The sequence below is a fragment of the Paraburkholderia terrae genome, from assembly GCF_002902925.1.
Classification (GTDB): domain Bacteria; phylum Pseudomonadota; class Gammaproteobacteria; order Burkholderiales; family Burkholderiaceae; genus Paraburkholderia; species Paraburkholderia terrae.
Map to the genome: position 1 here is coordinate 2,103,352 of NZ_CP026112.1, position 20,115 is coordinate 2,123,466.

A 20,115-nucleotide genomic window follows, 5' to 3' on the forward strand; every position below is an offset into this window, starting at 1 on the left:
GGCGCGTTGTCGTTCTACTGAAGAAATGGACTTTCTTTCTCGAGCGTCACTCTGTGCAAAACGCCCTCGTTTCTAGAAACGCATCCGATGCGGAAAACAATAAATTCACATTCACTACTTCTTTTTTCCAATTTGCCTCAATGCTATGCGCGATGAGCGAATGCAAAAAGGCCGGAGCCTGTATGTGACAGGCTCCGGCCTTATGGTTGACTCAAGAACTGGCTGCAGTCAGCGAGTCTGCCTACGCCGCCTGGCAAACAACTGTTAATGATGCGAGAACGTGATGCCATTCGCATCTGCGCGCACGCCCGCTTCCGACACGCCATTCGCTGCGCCACCCAATCCGCTTTGCTGGGTCGACGCGGCCTGTTGTGCGGCCAGACGCGCTTCGGCAGCCTGAATATGCGTGGGATAGCTATTGCGATCGTCGAGCGGGCTGTAACCGGCGTTATGCAATTGCACGAGTTCTTCGCGCACCTGTGCGCGCGTCACAGGTTGATTGCTCTGCGCGAATGCAGCCAGAGGTGCGCCGACAAGAGCGGCGACGACAACGAATTGACCGAGTGATTTCATGGCGACTACCTCCGGATCTGTCTGTTGGGTTGCGCGAGAACGGATGTTCTGCAACCGTTGAACAGAGTGTAGAAGCGCGACCGCCGCCGATAAATACGTGAGGCTCGAATAGATCTTTCAAGGAATCGCTACAATCCGCGCGACATGAATGGACCGACGCGCCCCCCGACGCGGCGGCCCGTCCATGCCACGCCAAGCCGTCAGTTCGCCAGCTTGCGGAACGTTTCGAGCACCGCGTCACCCTTGAACGGCTTAACGATCCAGCCTTTCACACCCGCCGCCTTGCCGCGCTCCTTCATTGCAGGGCTGCTTTCCGTCGTCAGCATGATGATGTTGACGCTCGCATTGGCCAGTTCGCCGCGAATCTTTTCGGCCATCGTCAGGCCGTCCATATTCGGCATGTTGACGTCGCTGACCACGAGACGGATGCCGGGCGACGCCTTCAGCTTCGCGAGACCATCCTTGCCATCCACCGCGGTATCGACATCGAGACCATTCTTCCTCAGAAAACCCGCGACTTCATCGCGTACCGTGCTCGAATCGTCCACTACCAGAACCTTAGCCATTGCTTACCCCGTAGCGCCTTTCATGCGGCGCATTGATTGAAAATGTGCTCTCTGCGCTGCTCAGAAGCATTCAAAAGAGTTCGAGTTCACCCGTGCTCTCCTCGGCCTCGTTCACATACGCGACAAAATCGACGGGCGAACTCGCGCATATGCACAGCGTCGCGCCCAGTTGTACGTTTGCGCCGATGCTCACGCGAAAAGCCGCGAGATAGCCCGGCTTCAACTCCGTCAGATAAGGCACGCAAGCGCCGCTCAATTGATAAGGCGTCGACATCCCGAGGTCCGGAAAGAACTCGACCAATTGCTGATTGATCGCGCCACAACACAGATTGCCGACTTCCATCAGTGCTTCCGCCAGCGAGCGTTCTTCCGACTCGCGCAGATAGTAGTCGCGCGTCGCCTGGTCATCGTTGAAATGCAGCACGAGCAGAAAGCGGAATGCGATCGATGAAATGGTCAGAACGACGATATGGCTCGCGAGCGCGGTATTGGCGTGCTGCGCGTCGAGTGCCGTGATTTCGCAGGCGTCGCTGGAATCAACAGATAAACGCGTGCGCGCGGAATGCAAAAAGATCCGCTCGATACTGTCTTTCGCTTGCTGACTGATCACGTCGTCGCCTGCCCTAACCGGGATTGAATCTGACCGGCAAGCGACTCGACGCTCGCCAGCGACGCCGCAATCATCTTGCCGCCCGCCTGAATGTCCTGAAACGTGGCCGTCGTGATCAGGTCGTTGCGATTCAGGCTGTCGTGATAACTCTTCGACAGTTCCTGCGAGCGTGCCGCGAGCGCGCGCACTTCGCTTGCGACGATCGAGAAGCCGCGCCCCGCTGCGCCCGCACGCGCCGCTTCAATCGACGCATTCAGCGACACGATCAGCACGTGACGAACGATCGACGACAATTCGTTGTTCTTCGCGTGCATGTCGTGGTTCTGCGCCATCAGCGAGATCATCTGCTCGTGCCAGCGCTCGAACGTGGCGGACAGATGCCGCAGGCGCCCAGCCTCCGTTGAGAGGCGCGTCGCCTGCTGCAGCCATTCGTCCTTTTGCAGATGCAGCGCGTTCAGCGCTTCGCGCGCTTCGTTCGCCGACACCGACTGCTGCGCGAGATCGTCGCGCAGCGTATCGACGAGCGCGTGCAGTTCGCGCGCCTGCTGCTCGTGCTGCCGGACCTCGGCGGCGTGACGCTCTTCGGCCTGCGCGAGCACGGTGTTCTGCGTATCGAGCGTAGTCTGCTGTTGCGTTGCCGCCCGCTTCCGGTACCACCACCGATGCACGAACAAACCTGCCAGCGCGCCCCACGCGACACCTGCCAATGCTGCCGCAATCACATACTGATCAACCACAGCCTATCCCCGTCGTGCTATTCGAAATGTGCATTCGCCTGAATCGAACTCACTGTTTGCGCGGCGTCATGCATCGACGTGCCGACGCTATCGACAGCGCAGTTCTCCGGCAGATAGACGATCGTCTGGAACTGGCGGAAGTCCGCGCCCGCATGATCGTCCGTGAAGCGCAACTCGATGCGTCCGCCTTCGCGCCGGATGAAATCGCGCACCGCATCCATGCCGACACCGCGCCCCGACACTTCCGTCACGTTCTGCGCAGTCGAGAAGCCCGGACGGAAGATGAATTCCGCCACCGCTTCGTCGCTCAATTGCGAATCGGGCTGAAGCCAGCCGCGATCAGCCGCGATGCCGCGAATACGCGACAGCGCGAGACCGCGTCCATCGTCGCTCAACGTGATCTGCAATGCACCTTCGGCGACGCCCACTTCGATATCGATGACGCCCGCTTCCGGCTTGCCGAGCGCGACACGCTGCGCGGCGGGCTCGATGCCGTGATCGACGGAATTGCGCAGCAGATGCATGAACACGTTCTTGAGCATGCTGCCCGCCTGCGTGCGAACGCGATAGCCGTTGTCGTCGATACGCACGGCGGGTGCGGCCTTGCCAAGCTCGGCGGCAAGCGAGGGCAACGAGTGCAGCACGCCGGCGAGCGCCTCTTCGACTTTCTCCGTACCAAGCAGGCGCAATGTTCTGCGCACCGAATCGCGCGCCGTCAGCAGATCGAGCATGTCAGCCGGGTTCGCCGCATCGAGCAGGCGCAGGCTTTCCTGAATATGCTCGCGATCCACCATCAGATAACGTTCGGCGCTGCCGACACGACCCGCCTTGCGTCGGCCGAGGCTCACTTCGTTGATCGTCGCGTAGTGCTGCAGCGCTTCTTTCACGCGCGCCAGTTCGACAATCAGTTGTTCCTGATCCCATTCGTGCGCCGCTTCGGGTTGACGCAATGCGTCGTAACGCTGCTCGGTTTCGTGCACGATGCTGGTCAGATGCTGCAGGCTGTAGGTCCGCGCATTGCCCTTGATGGTATGCATGTTGCGGAACAGTTCCGCGACAGCCGGCTCGTTGACCTGCGCATGCTGACGGATGATGCGCTCGTTCTCGTTGATGAAGCCCGTTGCACTCTCAACGAAATGGTGGAACTTCTCCTCGCTCACCGCGAGAATTTCACCGATCATTTCAAGGCGGCGTTTCTGTTCGCCCGCTTCCGCGGCAAGCTGGCGCAACTCGGTCACGTCACGCACGCACAGCATCAGGCGCATCACCGTGTCGCTTTCGTCGGTGATCGCAGACCAGCTCAAATCAAGCGTTTTTACGCGGCCGTCGGGCATCTTGCGCGTCAGTTCGTTGACGAGCAAATGCTGGTTGAACTCGAAGTTGATGCTGTCTTCGCCGATGCACGCCAGCACGGCTGCTTCGACTTGCGACACGGTATCCGAACCCAGGTCGCTGTCGCCGAATACGAGGTCCATCAGCGCACGCCCGGCGATATCCTTCGTTTCGAAGATCTCTTCCAGATAGGCCGAGTACTCCGAGTGAATCTTCGCGTCTTCGACAACCGTCAGAATGCCCTGCTGCATGTTCTGCAACATCGCCTGAATATCGGCGGTCTTCTGCTTCAGTTGCGCGGAGCTTTGCTGGATCTTTTCGATCATGCCGTTGAACGCGACGATCGAATGACCGATTTCGTCCATGCGGCCCACGGGCACGCGGCGCGTGAAGTCCTGGCTCGAAGCGATCTCGCTCATCATCTCCTGCATGCGCGATAGCGGTCGCGTGATCTGCCGGTATAGCAGCAGGCCAATTGCGATCAACACCAGAATCGCCGCGCCCGATGCGCTGCCAATCGCCGTCGTAGTCGTCGCGAGACCGGTATTCAATGCGTCGATGGCTTCGTCTTTCTGGCGGTTCTTTTCGATTCGCAGCGTTTCGACGATGCCTTCGAGTTCATCGCGGTACTGCGCGACGTTCGCGAACAGATAGGCTTGCGCGAGATCGTTCTTGCCTTCGGCCTTCATTTTCGCGGTGTCGTTGATAGCCGCGAAGTAGTTGGCGAGGCTGTCGCGCGCCTGCGTGACGAGCCCTTCCTGTGCATGGCTCGCCGCTGCTTTCGCCTGCACGTCCAGCGCTTCTCGCAATGACTTCTCTTTCGCCGCGAGTTCTTTTTGCGCCTGCTCGACCATGTTCGCGTCGGGCGAATAGACGAGTGTCATCGTCGCGAGCTGCACGTCCTTGACCTGCGAGACAAGGTCAGCGGAAGCCAGCGCGCTCGGCACGACGCCTTGCGTCACTTGCCGGACGTCTGCGGCGCTGCCGCGAGTCTGATAGACAGCGTATCCGCCGATCGCCGACAAGGCGACCAGCATCAACACCACCAGTAGAGTGATGCGGTGACGGATGGTCATGTGGTATTCCCCGTGGTCTGTCACTGCTATGTGGCAGTGCTGCCCGCTCTGAATTTGTCAATTTGACGGGCGACGGGATTATCGTCGGCGGGTCATGACGAAGCTGTGACCACGCTGCATTCTTCTGGGGATTAAAAGACGCAATAGAACATGGATTCAAATAGTTCTAAAGTTCTCGAATTTGCTGCCGTTAACTGCATCTCGCCTGTTTCTATGCAGCCGCAACGTGCTTCGCCCGTCTCACTTCTAGCTCGTGACGAATGGCTGCGCGGCAGGCTCTATCGGACCCGCATTGAGCCGTTCGTATTCGGCGATCATTTGCGCGCCGAACAGCATCAGCGTCGCCAGCGCTTCGAGGCTGAATAGCACGATGATGGCCGTCGTCAGCGATCCATAGACGACGCTCACCTGCGATAACGTCGCGAAGTACCACACCAGCACGCGCCGTGTGACTTCCCACAACACGGCGGCCGCGACCGCGCCGAACAGCGCGTGCCGCAGCGTCGTGCGTCCCGCGGGTATCACCAGATAGATGGCAGTGAGGACGAAAATCTCGCCGGCAACACCGAGCAGATACAGCACGATGCGCGTGGCACCCGTCAGGGAAATGGTGTGACCGAACAGTACGATGCTATCGCTCGCGACGGCGTGAAGACTGCTCGACACGAGCGTGACGAGCAGCACGCCAATCCCCAACGAAAGGCTGAACAGATAAGGCAGGATCGCCGACAGCAGAAAATGCCTGCGCCGGATCGCAACGCGATGCACGAAGATGATCGACAGCGCATTCTCGAGCACCGTGAAGGCGAGCGAACTGAAGAAGATCATCGTGACGACGAGAAACCAGCCGATCACCGTGCGGTTCGCGAGAAAGTTGGCAAGCTCTCTGACGATCGCGCGCGCCTGTCCCGGCACCAGCCATTCGAGCAAACGCGCCAGCGTATCGAGCAGCAGCTTTTCGCCGACGAAATGACTGAACGCGATGGCGACCAGAATCAAAAGCGGCACGATGGACAGCAGCGCGTAATAGGCGATCGCGCCCGCAAGCAGCAGCCCCTGGTTCTTTCGGAACGCCTTGACCACCTGCAACGCGAAGCGCGCGGGATGCGTCGCGACGAAATGCAGCGCGCGATTGCGCGTCCTGTTCACTTCAACCTCCGCTCGCGTTGTTGCGGCCGGACCATTGGTTTACTAGAGCAAGTGGCGGTCCTGACACGCCACTAGATCGCGCTACGCCCGAGCATTTGCCCATTTGATGAACAAAAGATGTTAATCGACGGGTTAGCTCACTCCTGATTTACCCCAATCCCGACCAGCCCGCGCGTGCGGTCGCCACTCGCGGAAAGCCTTGTCGGACAAGCCTTTTCGGGTATTGCAACAACTACCCGCCCCCGCGCCGCAGCAAAACCAAACCTTGCTTTTCGAGACGCTCGCTGCTGTACTAACTAAAACCAGTTGATTTAGTAAGTCCCGCGTCACCGGCAAATCCAAAGTCCGGCGAACGCACAAGAAGGCGCGATCGGCGCACAGCCAGCAGCTGAATCGACCGCTGATCACAACGTCGTTGTCAATCATCCGGAGGAGCGTCCCATGAACCCGATTTCCCGCAGGCAACTGCGCCGCGCGTCCCGCACGCAACCCATCGTCAAGGGCATCGCCGCTGCGTGCGTCGCTGCGTCTGCGCTGTGGTGCGCGAGCGCCAGTCTCGCGGCCGATCAGCCCGTCGTCGGCCTGATCACGAAGACCGACACCAACCCGTTCTTCGTCAAGATGAAGCAAGGCGCGGAATCCGCCGCGCAGAAAGACGGCGCGAAGCTGTTGACCGCCGCCGGCAAGTTCGACGGCGACAACGCGGCGCAGGTCACGGCCATCGAGAACATGATCACGGCGGGCGCAAAGGCGATCCTCATCACGCCGAGCGACACGAAGGCGATCGTGCCGAGCATCAAGAAGGCGCGTGCGGCAGGCGCGCTCGTCATCGCGCTCGATACGCCGACCGACCCGCAGGAAGCCACCGACGCCCTCTTCGCCACCGACAACTTCAAGGCAGGCGTGCTGATTGGCCAGTATGCGAAGGCCTCGCTAGGCGGCAAGCCCGCGAAGATCGCGACACTCGATCTCGCGCCCGGCGTGTCCGTCGGCGTGCTGCGTCACAACGGCTTTTTGCAGGGCATGGGCGTGAAGGAAGGCGATCCGTCGATCGTCTGCAGCCAGGACACGCGCGGCGACCAGTCGAAGGGCCAGACGGCGATGGAAAACTGCCTGCAGAAAGCACCCGACATCAACGTCGTCTACACGATCAACGAACCGGCCGCGGCAGGCGCGTATCGCGCGCTGAAGGCTGCGGGCAAGGACAAGAGCGTGATGATCGTGTCGATCGACGGCGGCTGTGAAGGCGTACGCAACGTGAAGGCCGGTGCCATCGCCGCGACCTCGCAGCAGTATCCGTTGAAGATGGCCGAACTCGGCGTGCAGGCAGGCGTCGACTACGCGAAGACGGGCAAGAAGGTCTCCGGCTATCACGACACGGGCGTCACGCTGATTACCGACAAGCCGCAAGGCGGTGTCGACAGCAAGGACACGAAGTTCGGCCTCGACAACTGTTGGGGCAACAAGTAAGCACGCAGTAACCAGGCACTAACTGAGCAGTCACGGGGACGCGCACGGCGCGCGTCTTCCGCAAGTTCTCCAGCGTGAGCGTGGCGTACGTGTACCGCGCGCAGGCCACGCATTGCTTCGAAGGAAACACATCATGTCGACTCCTACCGCCCCCGCTCACAACCATCGCCGGTTCGCGGATCATCTGCCATCGCTTGCCGAAGCGGGTCCGCTCGTCGCGCTCGTGCTCGCGTGCATCTTTTTCATCTCGCAGAGCGACCGCTTTCTGTCATTCCAGAACCTGTCGCTAATCATGCAGCAGACGATGGTGGTCGCCGTCATCGCCATTGGTCAAACCTTGATCGTGCTGACGGGCGGCATCGATCTGTCGTGCGGGATGTTGATGGCGTTCGGCTCGATCGTGATGACGAAATTCGCCGTCGTGATGGGCGTGCCACCCGTCATAGCGATCGCTTGCGGCGTCGCTGCGAGCATGCTGTTCGGCTTGCTCAACGGTGTGCTGATCACGCGCATCAAGCTGCCCGCGTTCATCGTCACGCTCGGCACGTTGAATATCGCCTTCGCGGCCACGCAGCTCTATTCGAACGCGGAGAGCGTATCGAATCTGCCCGACGCAATGATGTTCTTCGGCAACACCTTCAATCTCGGGCCGGCCACCGTCACCTACGGCACCGTGCTCACACTGCTGATGTATCTCGGGACATGGTTCGTGTTGCGCGACACGGTGCCCGGCCGTCACCTCTACGCGCTCGGCAACAACCCGGAAGCCGCGCGCCTGATGGGCCTTTCCGCGCAACGCATCCTGATCACCGTGTACACCCTGGCGGGCGCGCTCTACGGCATCGCTGCGCTGCTCTCCGTGTCACGCACGGGTGTCGGCGATCCGCAAGCGGGACAAACCGAGAACCTCGACAGCATCACGGCCGTCGTGCTGGGCGGTACGAGTCTGTTCGGCGGACGCGGTTCGATTGCGGGCACGCTGCTGGGCGCGTTGATTGTCGGCGTGTTCCGCAATGGCTTGACCTTGATGGGTGTGTCGTCGGTGTACCAGGTGTTGATCACCGGCATTCTCGTGATTCTCGCAGTCGCCGCCGACAAGCTGTCGCGCCGCGGCGCACGTTGATCGTTATTCGAAGGAGCCTGTGATGTCGACAACCCCCTCTACCACCAACGGCACGACGCCCGTTCTGCAAGCGCGCGGTCTCATCAAGCGCTACGGCCAGGTCACCGCGCTCGACGGCTGCGACTTCGAAGTGATGCCCGGCGAAATCATGGCCGTGATCGGCGATAACGGCGCGGGCAAGTCATCCCTCATCAAGGCGCTCTCGGGCGCGCTCGTACCCGATGAAGGCGACCTGCTGCTCGACGGCAAAGCGGTCAAGTTCCGCAGTCCGCTCGACGCGCGCCAGCAAGGCATCGAAACCGTCTATCAGGATCTCGCGGTAGCTCCCGCCATGAGCATCGCGGAGAATCTGTTCCTCGCGCGTGAACTCGTGAAGCCGGGCTGGCGCGGCAAGATCTTCAAGATCATCGACAAGCGCCGCATGCTCGAAGAAGCGACCAATGCGATGAAAGACCTGCAGATCGGCATCCGCTCGATGCGCCAGGCCGTCGAAACCCTCTCGGGCGGTCAGCGCCAGGGCGTCGCGGTGGCGCGCAGCGCGGCCTTCGCGCGGCACGTCGTGATTCTCGACGAACCGACGGCGGCGCTCGGCGTGAAGGAAGGCAACATGGTGCTGGAGCTGATCCGGCGCGTGCGCGACCGCGGCCTGCCTGTCATCCTGATCAGTCACAACATGCCGCATGTGTTCGAAATCGCGGACCGCATTCACATTCAACGGCTCGGACGGCGCGCGGCGCTCGTCAACAAGAACGACATCCACATGTCGGATGCTGTCGCGATCATGACGGGCGCGAAACAGGCCGACGTGCGGGCCATCGCATGACGAACCGCCACGCGTAACCGGACACCGTCGATGGATACGGGCACTCGCTCACCGCTGAAACGCACAGTCGGCTCGAACCAGGTCGGCATGCGGCAGTTCAACGAACGCATCGTGCTGCAGGCGATCCGTTTGCATGGCCCGCTGCCGAAGGCCGACGTGGGCCGGCTCACGCGTCTGTCGATGCAGACCGTGTCGATGATCGTCGAGCGATTGATCGACGATGGTCTGCTCGAAAAGCAGGCACGCGTGCGCGGACGCATCGGGCAGCCTTCCGTGCCCATCGCGTTGCGCGCGGAAGGCGCCTATACGATCGGCGTGAAGGTCGGACGGCGCAGCCTCGATGTGCTCGCGATGGATTTTCTCGGACGCGTTTGCTGCCGCGAAGTGCAGGAGTACGCGTATCCCGATCCGCGCACGCTGTTCCCCGCGCTCGAAAGCAAGCTCGCGCGCATCAACGAGGCGCTCGGCGCGCGACGCGAGAAAGTGGTCGGCGTCGGCGTGGCGGCGCCGCTGTGGCTCGGCGGCTGGCGCGATTTTCTCGGCGCGCCGCGCGAAGCGCTCGATGCGTGGAACGACATCGACATCCGCGCGCGCATCGCGTCGATGACGGGCCTGCCCGTCGAGTTCGCAAAAGACACGACAGCCGCTTGCGCCGCCGAACTGGTGATGGGCCAGGGGCGCGGCATCCATAACTTTTTGTATCTGTTTGTCGGCACGTTCATCGGCGGCGGACTGGTGATCGACGGACGCCTGCATGGCGGCCCGCACGACAACGCGGGCGCGGTCGGCTCGATACCCATCATGAGCGGCAACGCGCGTCAACCGGCGCAACAGTTGCTGCACGCGGCATCGGGCTTCGTGCTCGAAAAACTGTTCGTCGATGCGGGCGCGCCCGCCACTGCCGCGCACGATCATCGCGCGTTGTCGCCGGACCTGTGGCGGCTCACCGAGCAATGGCTCGATACCGCGTGTCCCGCGATTGCGGGCGCATTGACGAACGCAGCGGCGCTGCTCGATCTCGAAGCAGTGGTGATCGACGGCGAAGTGGACCGGCAACTGGTGCGCGAGATCATTCGCCGCACGGAGCGCGTGCTCGACAAATTCGAATGGGAAGGCATCGTGCGCCCGCAATTGCTCGAAGGCACGATCGGCTCTGACGCGCGCGCGATGGGCGGCGCGATCCTGCCGCTCTACGCGCACTTCGCGCCGATGCACGAACTCTTCCTGAAGCCCGCCACCGATGTGAGTTATTGATCCTTTGGCACCGTGCTTGCGGCCACTTTCGGCGTGTCTTTCGAAGCAGGTTCGTCGAGCAGCGGCTGCAACCCGGGCGCCATCGACTTCAGCAACTGCACGGCCAGCGCGCTCGTGAAGTCGTAGCGCTTCGCGTACGGTTCATGCACGACAGCCGTCAGTGTGCCGAAGAAGCGGTCGCCGATCGCGAATACGAACGTCGCCGTGCGATTGACCTTGCGCGACTCGATCAGCCTGCGCCCTTTCGCGTAGATGTTCAAACGCTGATCGCCCGTCCCCGTCTTGCCGTAGACCTCCAGCGTCTTGCCGTTCGGAAACGTGATGCCGCCCGCGAGGCGCCTCGCCGTGCCGCCCGCGACGACGTCGCGCAACAGCGTCTGCGCGACGCGCGCGATCTCCGGCGAGATGGCTTCTGTAGGCTGCGGCGTCGCGCGCACGAAGCGGGTTTCGTACGGCGTGCCCTTCGCGAACTCGAGTTCGCTCAGGCTTTGCGTCGGCGCCTGATTGCCCTTGTTCACGATCACGCCTATCAGCTGCGCGAGCGCCGCGGGCCGGTCGCCCGATGCGCCGATCGCAGCCGCATACGACGGCGTCAGATGCGAGAACGGATAGCCAAGCGCTTGCCATGATCTGGCGATCGCATCGTACGCATGCTGCTCGACCATGCGGCGGATGCGCCGATCCTGCGTCGCGTGATAGCGCGTCTTGAAGAGCCACTTGTACGAATCCGCGCGCACGTCGCGGCTCGCGTCCATCACCTGGTTCGCGTTCGCGTCGGGATGCTCGCGCAGATAATTGACGAGCCACAGTTCCTGCGGATGCACGCTCGAGATATACGCGCGGTCGTTCAGATTGAACTTGTCGATGGCGTACTTCTCGTAGAGCTTCGCGAGCGCGTCGTCGGGCGGATTCGCTTTCGGCGTGTTCTTCAACGCGGCGCGCATCTGGTCGTTGAACCAGGCCTGCGATGCATCGGGCCGCACGCTGCGCAACACGGTCGCGATTTTCGGCGGCGACTTGCGCACGCCGCGCAGCAGGATCGCGAGCATCTCATCCTGCGTCTTGCCGTGATACTTCGTGTAGAAGCGGTTCATGTAGACGCGGCTTTCCTGATCCGCGAAGCGCGTCAGATACATGTTGCGCGTGGCGGGATCGTCGAGCCATTGCGACGACGGGCCAGACGTCCTGATCGTTTCATAGTGGACGATGTCGCGCATCATCCGCACGAACACGAGATTCACCGAATGCTGGAAAGCCTGATGCACGGTGAGGATGCGCGAGTTCTCGTCGGCCTCGAAATTCGTGAAGGTTTGCGCGCCGCCGCCCGTGTAGAAGGTTTCGCCCGCATTGGCCGAATACTTGCGCTCGACCGACGCATCGAGCATCGCGGTAAGCGAATGGTCCTTCGTGTGCATGAAGTAATCGACAGCCCAGCGCGTCAACGCGTCTTCGCGTTCCGGCTTCACGGCGCGCAGTTCTTCCACGCTCATTTCCCCATAGCGCGCATGCAGGTCCTGCATGATCTGCAGATACGTGATGATCGTGCGCAGCTTGGCCGTCGAGCCGAGATTCAGGCGCGCGCCGGAGTTGATATCGAACGGACGGTTCACGCTGTCCGTCTGCACGCGCAACAGATTCGCGCCGTCGCGCTTTTCGAACAGCGTGAAGCTGAAGGCGATATTCGACGGGTCGTCCTTCGGTTGCAGCATGTTGAAGCCATAGAGGCCGGCTGCCTGCGCGCCATCTTTCGTCGTCGCGGCGGCGAGCCGGTCGCTGATGTCCTGCTGGACCTTGTTGTTCATCGTCGACGTGACGCGCAGATCGAGCCGGTCGAGATCGTACAGCGTCGACACGCCAAGCGACGACAGCAGATGCGTGCGCAGCGACGTCACCGCCTTGCGCTCGACGTACGAGCCTTCGGGTGGCGCGAGCTTCGCGCGCGTCAGCACGAGTTGTTGCGACAGCGCGGCGTCGCGCAATTCCGGGGTAATCACGCCGTTCGCGGCAAACAGGCGCAGATAGCTTTCCGTCAGAGCATTGAGATCGTCGTTCTTGCGCAGCAGGAAGTGCGACGGCCCACGCTGCGCGATCATCAGCGACAGGACCTGACGGAACGCGAGGCCCTGTTCGGCGAGGTTGTCGGGCGTGGACGGCGCTTTCAGCACGCGGTTGACTTCGGCGAAATCGCGGCCGTACCACGCCGTGAGCCCGTCTCCGATACCGTTGATCTCGCCGATGCCGGGCTGCGCGGCGAGCGGCACCGAGTTCAGATAGCGCACGACGATCTGCTCGCGCGCGGGCATCGTGCGCGGGCCGTCGAGATACGCCCGCACCGACGCCGACGCGATCTGCCGCAGCTTTTCCTTCGGCGTCGCCGTGCGGCCGCCGGGCGAATGGCGGAATTTCTCGATCTGCGTGGCGAGCGTGCTGCCGCCGGGCTGCGCCTGGTTGTGGTTGAAGACCCGCAGGCCCTGATCCATCAGCGCGCGGCTGAAACGGCCCCAGTCGATGGCGGGATTGCGGTTCGGCTGGTCGGGGTCGAGCAGATGGCGGTCTTCGATAAACAGCAGCGCCGACACCACCAGCGGCGGCACTGACTCGAAATCGTCATACGCGCGCGCCGGATACTGCGAGCCGAACAGGCGCGCGCCCGTCGAGTCATACAGCATCAGCCCCGCCTGATCCTTTTCTTCGTAGGGAATGAAAAGGCCGTCGTCGGCGAGCGACGCCATCCGTTCCGAATCGCGCGCCTGCGATGCGACCGAGAAGCCGCGTTCTTTCAGACGGCGTTCGAATGCTGGAAGCAGCGCGTAGCCGAGGCGGATGTCGTAGGGGCCGTCGGTTGGAAAGCGGATGTTGTCGCTCGGGCCTTCGGAGACGGTAAACCCGACATCGCGCGTCAGTTCGGACAGATAGCGCGCCTGCAAGCGCGACGTGTCCATTTCGATCTGAACAAAGCGCACGCCGAGGGCGACGGCCACAAGAAACGAGGCGAAAAGGAGCCACTTGAACCACTTCCAGGCGGACGTGGTACTGATTGCGCGTAGCGGAAACCGTAGTGGCCGATTCATGGCGGCGTCTCCTTGCAGATGCCTGACCACATTAACCTCGACTGATGTCAGTCTAACGCGTAACAACGGGTTGTGAGGGTCAGGTGACGCAACGACTTGATTGGGTGAGTACGGCACGCAACACAGCCGTCACGCGGACGCGACGAGGCGGCATCTTTTGCCGCATGGCGCCGGGTTTTTCGCGCCGCGCAAGGGTAAAGACGGCCGCTGCTTCGATGCCGATGCAACCTCCGCGCGGCCCCTCCGCCAGCGCGACCTCCCTGGAATACCGAATACGACGACCGGGCGAAGTTGAGTAACATGGCCGCGCACTCCACGCATCCCGTGCCCGCCGGATTCCGGCGGCGGGACGACCCAGCCTCCTGGACCTTATGCAAAGCTACTACGAAGCGACCGTCGAGCGGCCCGTGCGCCCTGCACTGGCCGGAAACCTGAGCGCGAACGTTTGTATTGTTGGCGGCGGGCTGGCGGGCCTGTCTACGGCGCTCGGACTGGCCGAGCGCGGCGTGCGCGACGTCGTCGTGGTCGAAGCGAACCAGGTCGGCTATGGCGCGTCGGGCCGCAACGGCGGCTTCGTGTTCGGCGGCTACAGTCTCGACTGCGCGGATCTGCTGAAGATTCTCGGCCCGGAGCGGGCGCGCGAACTGTACGCGCTGACGATCGACGCCGTCGACCTGATGCGCGCGCGCATCGAGCGCTACGCGATCGCCTGCGACGCGACGGACGCGGGCGTGATCCTCGCGAACTGGTTCGACGACCCGTCGCGCCTCGACGGCCAGCGCCGACTGATGAAGGAAACGTTCGGCGTCGAATGGGAGCCCCTCGGCCCCGCCGAACTCGCCGCGCAGCTGAAGACCACGCGCTATCACGGCGGGCTGTTCGAGCGCAATGCGTTTCACTTTCATCCGCTGAAGTACGTGCTGGGTGTCGCGCGCGCGGCGGAGGCGGCCGGCGTGCGGATCGTCGAGCAGTCGCCTGTCGCGTCGCTGCGCAGGCAAGGCGCCGGGTACGTGGTCGGGACGGCGCAAGGATCGATCGACGCCCGGCACGTCGTGATGGCGGGCGGCGGCTATGCGCGCAACGTTTATCGACGCGTCGAGCGTGCCGTCCTGCCGATTGCGACCTACGTGATGGCAACCGAGCCGCTCGGCGCGCGGCTCGCCGATGCGATCGACTGCCGGTGCGCCGTCTATGACACGCGCTTCGCGTTCGACTACTACCGGCCATTGCCCGACACGCGCATTCTGTGGGGCGGACGCATCTCGATCCTGGAACGCGAGCCCGAGGCAATTGCGCGGCTGCTGCGCCGCGATCTGCTGAGGGTGTATCCGCAGTTGCGCGACGTGCGCATCGACCATGCGTGGGGCGGCCTGATGAGCTACGCGCGGCACAAGATGCCGCAGATCGGCCAGAGCGCGGACGGTATCTGGTACGCAGTCGGCTTCGGCGGACATGGGATGGCGCCAACCACGGTATCGGGGGAACTGCTGGCGGCGGCGATCGCGGGCGAGCGGCCCGTGCCTGACGCGTTCGCGGCGTTCGGCCTCACGCACACGTTCGGCGCGCTGGGCCTCGCTGCCGCGCAGCTGACATACACGGCGATGCAGACGCGCGATGCGCTCGCGGACCGTTCGCGGCGCCCGGGCTGAACCCTTCTGGCAGCGCGGCCGCAAGGGGCGCGCAGCGATGCTGGGCATGCCGCCAGGCCGCGCTGGCGGGTGATTTCGGCATGCTAGAATGAAACGTCATCGCCGCCGGAACACACAATGAAAAAGGGAAGCCGAGCTATCGCGCCCGAGCAAAACGAGACCCCGAACGAACCCTCCGAACCACGGCGCAAATACGATCCCGAAGAGACGAAGCGCAACATCCTCGAGGTGGCCACGCAGGAGTTTTCGTCGATGGGACTCACGGGTGCGCGTGTCGACGCTATTGCGGAGCGCACCAACACTACGAAGCGCATGCTGTACTACTACTTCGGCAGCAAGGAAGGGTTGTATGAGGCTGTGCTCGAGAAGGTGTATGGCGATATTCGCGCGCTTGAGCAGGACCTGAAGGTCAGCGATATGAGCCCTGTGGACGGGCTGCGTAGTCTCGTTGAGTTTACGTTTGACTATCATGATAAACATCGCGACTTCGTGCGGCTCGTAACGATCGAGAATATTCACGGGGCGAAGTATATCGAGCAGGTCAAGACCTTCAAGAATCGTAATGCGACTGTGATTCATACTATTGAAGATCTTCTTGCGAGAGGCGTTGCTTCAGGGGATTTTCGTGACGATATCGATCCGATTGATCTGCATCTGTTGATCAGTTCGTTGTGCTTTCATCGGATTGCCAATCGGCATACTTTTGGGAATGCCTTCGGGCGGGATCCTTCTCATTCACGGCTCAGGGCGAGGCATCGGGCTATGATTGTTGATGCTACTTTGAGGTTTGTTAAGAGGTAGGTGGGTTTTGCTCGCGGCGCTGGTTTCGTGTGCTTGCCTTTGTGCTGGCATCCGCGATTTGTTAGCGTGCTTCACGCGTCGCCCCTGTACGTTTGCCTTTTCGCTGGCATCCGCGATTTCTTAGCATACTTCACGCGTCGCCCCTGTGCGGGGCGGCACCTACTTTTCTTTGCCGCCGCAAAGAAAAGTAGGCAAAAGAAAGCGGCTAACACCGCTAATTCTTGTGTTTGCCTGAGGGCCCCCACAGGGTCTTACGCTTCACACGGCAACCACGTGACCCACGTTCGTTGCCAACGCTCTTGCGGTGCGCCTCACCCGCTTCACGCACCCACAATCCAGTATGCCGCGCCAGACAGTCCACCGCCGCCCAGGTGGCAAACTGTGTGTCGGCTTCCTGTGCTTCGCACGCATCACTTCGGACCGGTTACGCATGCGTCCCACCCTGTAAGAGCGCTAACGTGTACGTCGCGACAACCTGCACACAGTTTGCCACCTGGGCGGCACATACCGTTCGCTGCCGCTAGCACGTGTACGGGTATTCGAAGCGGGTGAGGCGTTCATCCAAAGCGTTAGCAACAAGCACGAACAGAAAGACTGCCGCGTGAAGCGTGGGACGTTGGGGGCCCGTGGGTAAGAACAAGAGCTGGCGGTGTGAGCCGCTTTCTTTTGCCTACTTTTCTTTGCGGCGGCAAAGAAAAGTAGGTGCCGCCCCGCACAGGGGCGACGCTTGAAGCACGCTAACAAATCGCGGATGCCAGCGAAAAGGCAAAAACACCAAATGGCAACGCTTGTAGCACGAAGGCAATACGCGGATGCCAGCAAAGAAAGGCCAGCAACCCCAACCGGCATCGCCCGCGCCTCGCAGGCACCGGCGTAAAGGCAAAAAAACCAAACCGCCCGCGCCGCGAAGGCGCATCACATCAACTTCAAAATCTCCGCCATCCGTTCCAGAGCGAGCACATATCCCTGAGTACCACACCCACAAATAACCCCATCCGCGACAGCGGACACATACGAGTGATGCCGGAACGCTTCACGTTTGTGAACATTAGAGATATGCACTTCGATCAGTGGCTTTCCAATCGCCGACAGCGCATCCGCAATCGCCACCGAAGTATGCGTATAAGCCGCAGGATTAAACACAATCCCCTGCTGCGTCGTACGCGCGTCGTGAAGCCACTCTATCAACTCGTGCTCGGCATTCGACTGTCGAAAATCAATCGCGAGACCGAGCCTTTGCCCCGCCTCGCGGCAGCGACGCGCAACGTCGTCCAGCGTTTCCGCCCCGTAGATCGTCGGCTCTCGCGTTCCAAGCAGGTTGAGATTAGGTCCATTCAAAACCAGCACCGACGCAAAACTCATGACTAGAAAACCTCCCTATAGTGCCCCGCACAGCGCGTCGAAAACCGATCCCGATGCACCTGACGCGAGCCGCGTCAAAGTTTGCACGTCATCACAAAGCCCGTCTTTTGGGGTTTTCACTTATTTTGTACCATCTAGTTAATTTTACTTGAATAAAATCATGTAATTTCATGCTAAACAAACAAGCACAAATTAACCAAATAGCCCAAAAATAATTTACCGAACCGCCGGCGGCAAAAGAAACCCCCACACCGAGTGCCCGCGAAAAATCAGGCACACCGCTTGCACCGATATAATTTCCCGAACGTTTTGCGGTTCCGCATCGACGAGCCCGTCCCTCACCCGACGCCTCGCGCGGCGCCCACCGCCAACCAGAAGGAGACTCATGAAGAAGCTAGCCGTCACCCTGTCCATCCCGTTGCTGCTCGCCGCTTGCGCGCAATATCAGGCGTCTCACAACCCGGATGCCGGCGATCCGATGAAGGACAACATGACGAATCGCCCCGTCAACGATGTCATCCAGTGCATGACCCAGGCCGCGGCGAAGCACGACACGCCCGTCAAGGCCACGCCCATTCCGCAAGGCCAGATGCTCGATTTCGGCGAGTCCAACATCGTCAAGGTCCGCGCCGACAACGGCGGCACGACGTTCCGCTACTACGCGGGCAAACGCAACACGTCGAACCTGTGGATCGAAAGCGCGAGCAAGGAATGCGCGCCCTGAGGCCGCTCGCAAACGCGGCGGCGTAACTGGATGTAACAACTTCTCCGCCCTCGAAGGCGGATGGCTTAAGAATCGTTTAAGTCTGCGCTGCCAGTATTCGTCCTTCACACTGACCCGCGTTCCACCCAGGTGCCAGGATGGATTACTACAAAGACCGCAACGACCCGACGACGCGCATCGCGACCGACTCTCCGGCCGCATCCGCGCAAGCCGCCGCCGCGAAAGCCGCGCCGCCTAAAAAGACGACCATTCTCCGTCGGCTCCTCAGCCCGCATGAGCTTGCAACGATGCTGCTGTTGCTGCACGCGCCGATGGCTGCGTTCGCCAAGCCGGAGATTCCGACGCTGCAGGAAGCCGGGCTCGTCGAAAGCATCGCCACGGATGCGGGTGAATCACACATTCGCCTGACGCCCGAAGGCAACGCGATTCTGCGCGGACTGGGCGTCAAGTAAGTGCAGCACGTCCCGCTTTTCGGCGCATCTCGCGCTGCGAAATTACGCCTGCCATACGCCGTACCCTGATTCGCGCAAACCGATCGCGAGTTCGACTTCCATGTCGCGCGCCCCGTCGTACGGCAGGGGATTGAAGACTTCGTACAGTTCCGGCATCAGCCGCAAACCGTAGTCGCGCACATAGCGATTCGACTGAATGCCCGCTTTGTGACGGTCGAAGCGCAAGTCCGGGTCCAGCCCGGTCATACCCACATACACGCACGGCCGTTCGAACCGATAGTCGGGATTCGCGCGTCGAAAGCGTGCCTCGTTCCAGACGGTATCGTCGAGCGCGACCACGTAAACGTAGTAGCGAAGCTTTGCGCGGCGAGCGGGCATCTTTCTCTGGCTGCTTATATCTGGCTGCTTGTGACTGGCTTCTGACCGCAAGCGCGGCTAATCGCTGATTTGTTTTTGGTCAATGTCGCGGCGCGGAATTGACAGTTAGTTGCGCGAGGTGCCGTGCAACAGCATCCGGTATTCGGTCGGCGTGACGCCGACGGTCGCCTTGAATTGCCGCGTGAACGCGCTGTGATCTGTGTAGCCGCAGAGGGCGGCGACATCGGTGACCTTGTCGTGCGATACAAGTAAAGCTGTCGCCGCATCGAGCCGGGTCTTCAGCAGCACCTGGCGTGGCGTCAGATGAAACACCTTGTGAAAATACCGTTCGAGTTGCGCAACCGACATATCCGCCATCGCGGCAAGCTGCTTCAAATTCAGCGGCTGCACATAATTTTCTTGCAGATACTGCACGACCGTCGCGAGCCGGCTATACGCGGGGTGGCTGATTTCATCGGCGCGCAGATCGCGTGAAATGCCTGCCAGCCCGACCACCCGCCCCGCCGCGTCGCGCAACGGCTGCTTGCAGGTCAGGCACCAGCCCGGCTGCCGGCCCGGATACAGATGCAGTTCCAGCTGATCGACCATCTGATTGCCGACATGGATCACCGCCTTGTCCTGCGCCGTGTAGATGCGGCCGAAGCGGCTCGGAAACACGTCTTCCGCCGTCTTGCCGAGCAGCTTTTCTTTCTCCTTGAATCCACAGCGCGACACCAGCGTGCGATTGACGAGCGCGTAGCGCGCCTGCGCATCCTTCACGAAGAACACGATATCAGGCATCGCGTCGAAGACGGGTTCGAGCAGCGCGAAATGCGAGAGCATCCCGGCCAGCGACGCCTCACCCGAATCGAGCGCGTCAAGCGTAGAAGCGAACGTGTTCATCGTGAGGGTTCCGTGCATGGGATGCGAGAACGTGAAGATTGCCCCGGCGGGTGTCGCGGGCTGATCGATTATAGGGCGGCGCG

Annotated in this window: 18 protein-coding genes; 8 read left to right on the top strand and 10 right to left on the bottom strand. The window is 61.5% G+C overall.

All coding sequences use genetic code 11. The features are described from left to right. Window positions 1–264: 264 nt before the first annotated feature. From C2L65_RS25700 to C2L65_RS25725, 6 genes are all read right to left on the bottom strand, one after another. Entirely contained in the window at window positions 265–573 is a 309-nt protein-coding gene (locus C2L65_RS25700) for a DUF4148 domain-containing protein (RefSeq protein WP_042312619.1), read from the bottom strand. Between the two features lie 200 nt (window positions 574–773). Next, window positions 774–1,139 (bottom strand): response regulator, encoded by a 366-nt coding sequence (locus tag C2L65_RS25705; protein WP_042312617.1) that lies wholly within the window; start codon window positions 1,137–1,139, stop codon window positions 774–776. 70 nt (window positions 1,140–1,209) lie between these two features. Then, a complete protein-coding gene (locus tag C2L65_RS25710; protein ID WP_042312615.1) occupies window positions 1,210–1,749 on the bottom strand; it encodes a hypothetical protein in 540 nt (179 codons plus the stop codon). Next, on the bottom strand, window positions 1,746–2,486 hold the full coding sequence (locus C2L65_RS25715) for a methyl-accepting chemotaxis protein (protein WP_042312612.1): 741 nt from the start codon (window positions 2,484–2,486) through the stop codon (window positions 1,746–1,748). The genes C2L65_RS25710 and C2L65_RS25715 overlap by 4 nt, the downstream gene beginning before the upstream one ends. Before the next feature lie 17 nt (window positions 2,487–2,503). Continuing rightward, complete coding sequence (locus tag C2L65_RS25720) at window positions 2,504–4,894, bottom strand: ATP-binding protein (protein ID WP_042312611.1); 2,391 nt, start codon at window positions 4,892–4,894, stop codon at window positions 2,504–2,506. Window positions 4,895–5,140: 246 nt separating this feature from the next. Continuing rightward, window positions 5,141–6,043 (bottom strand): YihY/virulence factor BrkB family protein, encoded by a 903-nt coding sequence (locus C2L65_RS25725; protein WP_042312609.1) that lies wholly within the window; start codon window positions 6,041–6,043, stop codon window positions 5,141–5,143. 441 nt (window positions 6,044–6,484) lie between these two features. On the opposite strand from C2L65_RS25725, the gene C2L65_RS25730 reads away from it, so the two are divergent. From C2L65_RS25730 to C2L65_RS25745, 4 genes are all read left to right on the top strand, one after another. Then, the gene (locus C2L65_RS25730) at window positions 6,485–7,513 is read left to right on the top strand and encodes a sugar ABC transporter substrate-binding protein (RefSeq protein ID WP_042312606.1); all 1,029 of its coding nucleotides are present in this window, start codon (window positions 6,485–6,487) and stop codon (window positions 7,511–7,513) included. 133 nt (window positions 7,514–7,646) lie between these two features. After that, window positions 7,647–8,636 (top strand): ABC transporter permease, encoded by a 990-nt coding sequence (locus tag C2L65_RS25735; RefSeq protein WP_042312604.1) that lies wholly within the window; start codon window positions 7,647–7,649, stop codon window positions 8,634–8,636. A gap of 22 nt (window positions 8,637–8,658) precedes the next feature. After that, window positions 8,659–9,459: an ATP-binding cassette domain-containing protein gene (locus C2L65_RS25740; RefSeq protein ID WP_042312601.1), complete on the top strand. Its 801-nt coding sequence runs from the start codon at window positions 8,659–8,661 to the stop codon at window positions 9,457–9,459. Between the two features lie 30 nt (window positions 9,460–9,489). Continuing rightward, entirely contained in the window at window positions 9,490–10,713 is a 1,224-nt protein-coding gene (locus C2L65_RS25745; RefSeq protein WP_007731956.1) for an ROK family transcriptional regulator, read from the top strand. On the opposite strand, the gene C2L65_RS25750 is transcribed toward C2L65_RS25745, so the two are convergent. Beyond that, a complete protein-coding gene (locus C2L65_RS25750) occupies window positions 10,707–13,784 on the bottom strand; it encodes a transglycosylase domain-containing protein (protein WP_042312599.1) in 3,078 nt (1,025 codons plus the stop codon). The genes C2L65_RS25745 and C2L65_RS25750 overlap by 7 nt on opposite strands. A 371-nt stretch (window positions 13,785–14,155) precedes the next feature. Between C2L65_RS25750 and C2L65_RS25755 the strand changes: the two genes are divergently transcribed. Together C2L65_RS25755 and C2L65_RS25760 are read left to right on the top strand one after the other, a co-directional pair. Next, window positions 14,156–15,433, top strand: a complete 1,278-nt coding sequence (locus C2L65_RS25755) for an NAD(P)/FAD-dependent oxidoreductase (protein WP_042312597.1) — start codon at window positions 14,156–14,158, stop codon at window positions 15,431–15,433. A 117-nt stretch (window positions 15,434–15,550) separates the two neighbouring features. Continuing rightward, the gene (locus tag C2L65_RS25760; RefSeq protein WP_042312594.1) at window positions 15,551–16,234 is read left to right on the top strand and encodes a TetR/AcrR family transcriptional regulator; all 684 of its coding nucleotides are present in this window, start codon (window positions 15,551–15,553) and stop codon (window positions 16,232–16,234) included. Window positions 16,235–17,149: 915 nt separating this feature from the next. Here the strand turns inward: C2L65_RS25760 and aroQ are convergent. Further along, window positions 17,150–17,596 carry a type II 3-dehydroquinate dehydratase gene (gene aroQ / locus C2L65_RS25765; RefSeq protein ID WP_042306427.1) on the bottom strand — a complete coding sequence of 149 codons (447 nt, stop codon included), beginning with the start codon at window positions 17,594–17,596 and terminating at the stop codon, window positions 17,150–17,152. A 385-nt stretch (window positions 17,597–17,981) separates the two neighbouring features. Between aroQ and C2L65_RS25770 the strand changes: the two genes are divergently transcribed. Then, window positions 17,982–18,320, top strand: a complete 339-nt coding sequence (locus tag C2L65_RS25770; RefSeq protein WP_042306428.1) for a hypothetical protein — start codon at window positions 17,982–17,984, stop codon at window positions 18,318–18,320. A gap of 137 nt (window positions 18,321–18,457) precedes the next feature. After that, the gene (locus tag C2L65_RS25775) at window positions 18,458–18,772 is read left to right on the top strand and encodes a hypothetical protein (RefSeq protein WP_081920848.1); all 315 of its coding nucleotides are present in this window, start codon (window positions 18,458–18,460) and stop codon (window positions 18,770–18,772) included. 42 nt (window positions 18,773–18,814) lie between these two features. Here C2L65_RS25775 and C2L65_RS25780 read toward each other — a convergent pair whose 3' ends face one another. Continuing rightward, window positions 18,815–19,150: a hypothetical protein gene (locus tag C2L65_RS25780; protein ID WP_042306429.1), complete on the bottom strand. Its 336-nt coding sequence runs from the start codon at window positions 19,148–19,150 to the stop codon at window positions 18,815–18,817. Between the two features lie 105 nt (window positions 19,151–19,255). Further along, window positions 19,256–20,032: an AraC family transcriptional regulator gene (locus tag C2L65_RS25785; RefSeq protein WP_042306430.1), complete on the bottom strand. Its 777-nt coding sequence runs from the start codon at window positions 20,030–20,032 to the stop codon at window positions 19,256–19,258. Window positions 20,033–20,115: the final 83 nt, after the last annotated feature.